This window comes from Lacibacter cauensis (assembly GCF_007830055.1).
In the GTDB taxonomy this organism is placed as follows: Bacteria; Bacteroidota; Bacteroidia; order Chitinophagales; family Chitinophagaceae; genus Lacibacter; species Lacibacter cauensis.
In genome coordinates, this window is record NZ_VLLE01000004.1 from 793914 (window position 1) to 801216 (window position 7303).

Below are 7303 nucleotides of genomic sequence, written 5' to 3' on the forward strand. Positions count from 1 at the left end.
GTTAGGGCGGTGTTACTTCTTTACAGGTTTCTCTTCTTTTATCTTCAGTGCTTTGATGAGTTTTTCTGCATCAAAATCTCTGTCAACCGAGGGCAGATAAATATCGTAGGCTTCTGCCCGCAGTTTCTTTGCATACTGTTCGCTGAAGAAATGACTGCCGTCTTTAATCACATAATTGAGAATAAAGAAACGGTAGCCTTCTTTTAAAAAGCGTAACTCATCAGCCGTAAGCGGATTCACTTTATGGTATTCTTCAAGAAAGATAATAAACCTGTCTTCCATCATGGTATTGATGTAATAGCTGAACACCGTTCTGTCGCCTGCATCACTCACCACCCGGCTGAAGAAATAAAAATCCATCATACGGCTGCTCATGCGGAACCAGTCGTAATCCCAACGTGAGTACAATTCCAGTTTATCGGTAACAGAAAAGTTACCAATGTTCCAGTCAATAAACACAGGAATGGTTTCAAACGATCCTGCATTTGTTTTCAGGCGGTTCTTTAAAAATAATTCGCAATGATATTTTACCAGATCGGCCTGTGCTCTGGTGCCGAATTGCTTTTCATCATCTTCAATCAAATCCATCAGCGTATGAATATCGGTACGTAATGTTTTGGATGATTTTGGAAGAATATGCCGCAACCTTGAACAGGCTTTATGAAACTTACCAATCTGCTGACCAAACTTGCGGATGAGTTTTTCATCCAATCGTTTAGGCAGGCGTTGCAACACCCGCACAGGATTATAAAACACTACCCATGCTTCTGTTTTTTTGGTGCGGTAATGATAGGTGTACACCCGGTTGTTCTTCAGCAACGATTTTGCCAGCAGGTTTTCGAACGGGTATAATAAGTTGTTGGAAAGCGTATGGATGATGCGGTGATCTTCTTTAAAATGTTCGTACTTGCCAAAGTAAGAAAGCTTGGCAATCACGATATCTTCATCTTCGAAAATAATCCGGTAAACATGGTTGGTGCTCACCATGGCACTGATCTCTTCAATATGTGCAATCTTTTTGGTTGCATCATATCCTTCCCAAGCTTTATGAATAATTTTTAATACTTCTGTCATTGTTTAATGTTTTGCCACAAAGGCGCAAAGGCACAAAGATATAGCCACAGATTAACGCAAATACACACAGATAAAGACAATCACCAATTACACAAATTGCACGAAGGAAACAGAACTGCAATATCCACTCTGAAAGCTATCGGAAACAAATTCCTATTTCTTACCGTCTGGCCACTTTGAGCGGCCTGACTTAAACCCTCATAGCTCTCCGTGTTTCTGTAACTCTGTGTTGAAAATTGTGAGCGCTGCGAGTAATAAAATCAATGTACATCCCTCCAATCTGTGTCATCTGCGAATCTATCCATTGTAAGCGAAGCGTCAATCTTCTTTCCTCTTTCAACCTCTTAAATAATCTCGAAATACCGTTTCAACTCCCAGTCGCTTACATGCTTTGCAAATTGACGGCACTCCCACATTCGTGTATTGGTAAAATGTTCTACAAATGCATCGCCAAACAAATCTTTTGCAACCGATGAGTGTTGCATATGGGTGGTTGCTTCTAACAGGTTCGATGGTAATACACCGTTGCTTTTATCGGCATAGCCATTTCCTTTTGTTGCTTCGATGTTTAACGGCAGTTGATGTTTGATGCCATACAAACCCGAAGCAAGCGATGCAGCGATTGCTAAATACGGATTGGTATCGCTGCCGGGCACACGCATCTCCACTCTTGTGTTTTTAATGGTTGGATGCAATACTCGTACTGCTGTTGTTCTGTTATCAACTCCCCATGTTACTGTTGTGGGTGCCCATGCACCTTCCACCAATCGTTTGTAACTGTTGATGGTGGGCGCATACATCGGCAACACATGTGGTAAGCAATACAGCAGACCAGCTACATAATGTTCCATCAACTGACTCATGTGATGTTTTCCTTCTTCACTGTAAAACAGATTTTCTTTCGTAGCAGGGTTCCACAAGCTTTGGTGCACATGTCCGCTGCATCCCGGCAACTGTTCGTTCCACTTGGCCATGAAGGATGCCATGATGCCATGTTTATATGCAATCTCTTTCACGGCTGTTTTAAACAGCACTGCTTTATCAGCAGCGGCCAATGTGTTATCGTGTACAATGGCTGCTTCGTACACTCCCGGACCAGTCTCGGTATGTATTCCTTCTATTGGTATGTTGAATTTGTTGAGCAGGTCAATGAGGTCGAAATAAAAATCACTCTGTAAGGATGTACGCAGAATGGAATAACCAAACATGCCTGTGGTAAACGGCTCGGGTTGTACAAACTGTTTCTGTTGCAGACTGTGCGGACTTTCATTAAAGTTGAACCATTCGAACTCCTGTGCAAACTCGGCATGATAGCCCATGTCTGCACATTCCTGCACAACCTTCTTCAACAGCGAACGGCTGCAGGCAGCTACCTTGCTCTTGCTGAAATCCGCTAAGAAAAAAGGCAAATCGTTTTGCCAGGGGATAGTACGCAACGTAGATAAATCGATATGCACCTGTTTATCAGGATAGCCACTATGCCAGCCCGTTAGTTGTACGTTATCGTAAGCAGCATCGTTACTGTCCCAGCCAAACACCACATCACAAAAGCCGATACCGCTTTCGAGTGTATCGAGCAGTTTTTGTTTGCTGATGACTTTGCCACGCAATATGCCATCAATGTCTGCAAAGGCAAACTTCACCTGTTCGGCATTGTGTTCGTTCAGGTATTGTATCAATTCATCTTTCGTCATGAACCTGTTTTTAAGTGTTTACAAAGTTGTGGCTTAAAAGGGGTATTTCAAAGTGAAAAGATTGTTTGGTTGAACCACGAAGAACATGAAGCTGCACAAAGACTAACTCAACGCTCTGCATCTGAGAAGGCCACAGATGAACACCAATGCACGCAGATAAAGAAAACCACGAAAAGATTTTCCACTCACTTTGTCTGGCTGCACAAAGCGGCCTGACTGGCAAGCCTCAGCGCTCTCTGCATCTCTGTGTTTAAAAATTATAAGCAAAGCGAACCCTTTGTACTGCTTCGTGTTATTCGTGCCTTTATGGTTCATCCATTGCCAGCAAAGCGCCGCAATCAAATCTGTGTTCATCCCTCCAATCAGCGTCATCCGTGATTCTATCTCTTCATTGCAAGCGAAGCGAACAATCTTCTTTTCCATTTTCCCCTTTTTTAAACTCTTAGTTCTTTATCTTGCTGCAAAACCTAAACCACATGCCCTTCAGTCTCGCTATTTCTAACTACCGCACACCGTTACAAAAAAATTACTGGCTCTGGATTTTTATTGTTGTTTTCACCGGCATCTGGATCAGCACACTGGTTGGCACTACAGATATGAACAACTGGTTACTTGAAAACACTCTCGTATTTCTGTTTTTAGCTTTCTTGTTGTTCACCTACCGCTACTACAAATTCAGCGATTTGAGTTATTTGTTAGTTTGCGTGTATCTCTGTCTGCATGTGTATGGATCGAAATATACCTATGCCGAAAACCCGTTTGGTTATTGGTTGAAAGAGGTGTTTCATACCGAGCGGAATCACTACGACCGGATTGTGCATTTCAGTTTTGGTTTTTTATTAGCGTATCCGATGCGTGAACTTTTTTTGAAATGGATCGGTTATCCCAAACTCGTATCGTGGATATTACCGATTGAGATCACGCTTTCCATCAGTGCCTTTTATGAGTTGATTGAGTGGGCCGTAGCCGATGTGTTTTTCAAAGCACAGGGCGATGCGTACCTCGGTACACAAGGCGATATCTGGGATGCGCAGAAAGATATTTTCCTCGCCTTCTCGGGAGCAATACTTGCAACAACAATTGTGTCGGCGGTAAAACGCATCTTCAACATTTACGAAGAGAAAAAGTAATAGGAATACAGCAAGAACACACTATTTCTTTGAACCACAGAGACACAAAGACACAGAGCAGCACGAAGAAAGAAAACATAGTATTGAAGAAGGCCGCAGATAAACACAAATGCACACAGATGAAGAAAACCACGAATTCCCTTCTACGTTGAAACTTCGAAGGGCAGGGCACGAAAGACAGGAAGGTTTTCTGTTATTCTCGTCTGCCTGCATTGAGTGACCTCTCTCGCATTTCTCTCTGTTAAACATTGTAAGCAAAGCGCAGCAATCTAATCTGTGTCTATCCCACCAATCTGCGTCATCTGTGTTTCTATCTATTGTAAGCGCAGCGAACAATCAAATCCTGCATTAACCATTTCTCACCTGCGCTTCCTTCTCTGCTTTTTCTTATTTTCAATTTCCAAAATCAACGATTGCTTATGCTTGCCGTCAACCGCTTCCGGTCGCTGGATGTATTCCGTGGCCTTACAGTTTGTTTCATGATTATCGTAAACACGCCGGGCAGTTATACCACAACGTATGCGCCTTTGCTGCATGCTTCATGGCATGGTTTCACCCCCACCGATCTGGTGTTTCCTTCGTTTCTTTTTGCGGTAGGAAATGCCATGAGCTTTGTTGCCGTGAAATGGCAGGAGCTGCCACAGCAACAGGTGTTACTCAAAATCATCAAACGCAGCTTCCTCATTTTTTTATTGGGTTACCTGATGTACTGGTTTCCGTTTGTATCGCTCGATGCAGACCGTAACCTGCACTTCCTGCCCTTTGCCAACACAAGGGTATTTGGCGTATTGCAACGCATTGCGCTTTGCTACCTGTTTGCAGCATTGTTGTTTTACTATCTCAAAGAACGTTGGGTGTACATTCTCGCTGTAATTGTATTGCTGCTGTATTGGGCAGTAATGATCGGCTTTGGTACCGGCCCCGATCCCCTGAGTATGCAAACTAATGCAGCGCTTCGGCTCGACCTGTGGTTGCTGGGTCCCAACCATCTCTACAAAGGCGAAGGTTTTCCGTTTGATCCTGAAGGCTTGTTGAGCACCTTCCCCGCCATGGTGAATGTAATAGCCGGCTATTGGGTGGGCAAGCATATCCAGACAAAAGGCTCTTCGTACGAAATGCTGAGCAAGCTGTTGCTGTTTGGCATAAGCATGGTCGCCCTTGGTTATGTGTGGGACTGGTGGTTTCCCATCAACAAAAAATTATGGACCTCTTCGTATGTATGTTATACCGTTGGATTAAGCAGCCTGGTACTGTCCGGCATTATGTATGTGATCGATTTCAAACAACAGCAACGGGGCGCCCGGTTTTTTGAAGTGTTTGGCAAAAACCCCTTGTTTATTTACCTGTTGTCGGAAGTAGCTGTTATTCTGTTATGGTTTATTCCCGTTACACAAAGCAATGGCAGTACTACGCATCTTTATCCCTTTATTTACAAAACTGTTTTTGAACCAATGGGTGCCTACTTTGGTTCGTTCCTGTTTGCCATTGTGTACATGCTGCTCAACTGGAGTGTAGGGTATGTGTTGCACAAACGAAAAATCTATATCAAAGTATAAGCACGTTGTACAAAAACAAAAGAGGCAGGAACGATGTTCCTGCCTCTTTGCATATACGCTACGCTCATTTCCAGGGCACTTTCGGCGAAGCATAATACTGCACGCCCCATGCGTTGTAAAACGCAGCATGTTGCGCCAGTCTGTTTTTATATTCTTCCCAGTTTCTGCCTTCCTGTTTCGACCAGGCAATTTCTGCATAGCCGGTGAGTCGTGGAAATACCATGTATTCAATATCCTTCATCGTAACAATGGTCTCCGTCCACAATGGCGCCACGACACCGAGGATTTTTTCTGCAGGTACACCCTTTACTATTTGTGCCGGATCCCAGTTGTAAGCCTCATCCACTTCAATATAAGCGGCCCAATGAAGTCCCAGCTTCGTAGTGGAATCGTATTGCATATCCATGTACACCCGTTTTGCCGGACTCATGAGCACATCGGCCCCCTGTGCCACCGCTTTTACCGGGTTGGCGGTATCGCTCCAGTGCTGGGCAATGGTACCGGGCAATAAGGTTGCCTGTGCAATTTCGTCCCAGCCAATGACCTGTTTACCGTGACTTTGAATAATCGTCTGCACCCTGTTGACAAACTTGATGTATTCGTCTTTAGGCGTTACCAGGCTTTCATCGCCACCCATGTGGAAATAAGGCGATGGGCTGATGGCAGCAATTTCGCCTACCACATCGTTGATAAAGCCATATACCTTTTCATTGGTGGTGCACAGCGTACTGAAGCCCACTTCGATACCGGTGTACAATCCTTTGATCGTGTCTTTCGGGTTGCAGTTGAGCTCAGGGTAAGCCGCCACCGCTGCATGGGTATGCCCCGGCATATCAATTTCGGGAATGATGCTGATGTAGCGTTCAGCTGCATACCGCACCAGTTCCTTAAACTGCTCCTGCGTGTAAAAACCACCGGCACCACCACCCACCTGCGAGCTGCCGCCATATTCGGTAAGGCGTGGCCATTTTTTGATTTCGATCCGCCAGCCCTGGTCATCGCTTAAATGCAGGTGCAGGGTATTGAGTTTATAATAAGCCAGCAGGTCGATATACCGTTTTACATCTGCTACGCTGAAAAAGTGCCGGGCCACATCGAGCATAGAACCACGGATAGCGAAGCGTGGAAAATCCTGGATGGTACAATTCGCCAACACGGGTTGTGCTGTTGTTTTCGTTGCAGGCAGTAACTGGCGGATCGTTTGGAGTCCATAAAAAACACCCGCTGCTGTGGGCGCCTGCAACTGTACCAGCGAATCGCTGATGGTTAGGTGGTAGCCTTCTTTACCCGGCAAGCCGTCGGTTAGCAGCTGCAGCACAATGGCCTTGCTGCCGGCTGTCCGTTCGGTTGCAGACGTAAACGTGGTTGATGGAAAAAGTGCTGAAAGCAATGTTGTGTTGCGCAGCAGTACCGAATCGGCAGCCGCAACCACCAGCTGCATCTGTGCATCGGGTTGAAAATAACCGGCTGTACGTGTAACCGTTACAGGTTTGGGAATAAGATTGTTGAGGGCTGCATCGGCCTGTTCTGTTGCTTTGTTGGTACAGGCAACAGCACATAACAGCAGCAGGCCACCAACGGCAAATTGCAATCGTTGTAAACGCATAGGAAGAATTTTGTTCCGGACAAAAATAGCTGTTCTGCGCATTTCGGCGGGGAAGAGTAAAGCCACGAATTACACGAAGGACACGAAAAGGTTTTTTGAACCACAGAGACACAAAGGCACGGAGCTGCACGAAGAAAGAAAACACAATAGCAAAAGAATAAAATCCAAATTCCAATACCCAAACAAACACAATCCACAGTATTGAAGAAGGCCACAGATGAACACAAATAAACGCAGATGAAG

Annotated in this window: 6 protein-coding genes; 2 read left to right on the top strand and 4 right to left on the bottom strand. The window is 44.9% G+C overall.

Going from position 1 to position 7303, the window contains the following annotated elements; translation table 11 throughout:
* Positions 1–12 precede the first annotated feature (12 nt).
* The 3 genes from IQ13_RS13655 to IQ13_RS13665 form a co-directional block, all read right to left on the bottom strand.
* Positions 13–1074, bottom strand: coding sequence for a hypothetical protein (locus IQ13_RS13655; protein WP_144886928.1), 1062 nt, complete (start codon positions 1072–1074; stop codon positions 13–15).
* Between the two features lie 344 nt (positions 1075–1418).
* Entirely contained in the window at positions 1419–2768 is a 1350-nt protein-coding gene (locus IQ13_RS13660) for a glutamine synthetase family protein (protein ID WP_144886929.1), read from the bottom strand.
* Positions 2769–2870: 102 nt separating this feature from the next.
* Positions 2871–3191, bottom strand: a complete 321-nt coding sequence (locus tag IQ13_RS13665) for a hypothetical protein (RefSeq protein ID WP_144886930.1) — start codon at positions 3189–3191, stop codon at positions 2871–2873.
* A 53-nt stretch (positions 3192–3244) separates the two neighbouring features.
* Between IQ13_RS13665 and IQ13_RS13670 the strand changes: the two genes are divergently transcribed.
* Positions 3245–3898, top strand: coding sequence for a DUF2238 domain-containing protein (locus IQ13_RS13670; RefSeq protein ID WP_144886931.1), 654 nt, complete (start codon positions 3245–3247; stop codon positions 3896–3898).
* Positions 3899–4317: 419 nt separating this feature from the next.
* A complete protein-coding gene (locus IQ13_RS13675; RefSeq protein WP_144886932.1) occupies positions 4318–5454 on the top strand; it encodes an acyltransferase family protein in 1137 nt (378 codons plus the stop codon).
* 64 nt (positions 5455–5518) lie between these two features.
* Here IQ13_RS13675 and IQ13_RS13680 read toward each other — a convergent pair whose 3' ends face one another.
* A complete protein-coding gene (locus IQ13_RS13680) occupies positions 5519–7060 on the bottom strand; it encodes a beta-N-acetylhexosaminidase (protein WP_144886933.1) in 1542 nt (513 codons plus the stop codon).
* Between the last annotated feature and the right edge of the window lie 243 nt (positions 7061–7303).

What these genes read in the sequence shown, in the direction of transcription:
- IQ13_RS13655 (WP_144886928.1), bottom strand. Translation starts at nt 1,074, where the DNA reads ATGACAGAAGTATTAAAAATTATTCATAAAGCTTGGGAAGGATATGAT.
- IQ13_RS13660 (WP_144886929.1), bottom strand. Translation starts at nt 2,768, where the DNA reads ATGACGAAAGATGAATTGATACAATACCTGAACGAACACAATGCCGAA.
- IQ13_RS13665 (WP_144886930.1), bottom strand. Translation starts at nt 3,191, where the DNA reads ATGGAAAAGAAGATTGTTCGCTTCGCTTGCAATGAAGAGATAGAATCA.
- IQ13_RS13670 (WP_144886931.1), top strand. Translation starts at nt 3,245, where the DNA reads ATGCCCTTCAGTCTCGCTATTTCTAACTACCGCACACCGTTACAAAAA.
- IQ13_RS13675 (WP_144886932.1), top strand. Translation starts at nt 4,318, where the DNA reads ATGCTTGCCGTCAACCGCTTCCGGTCGCTGGATGTATTCCGTGGCCTT.
- IQ13_RS13680 (WP_144886933.1), bottom strand. Translation starts at nt 7,060, where the DNA reads ATGCGTTTACAACGATTGCAATTTGCCGTTGGTGGCCTGCTGCTGTTA.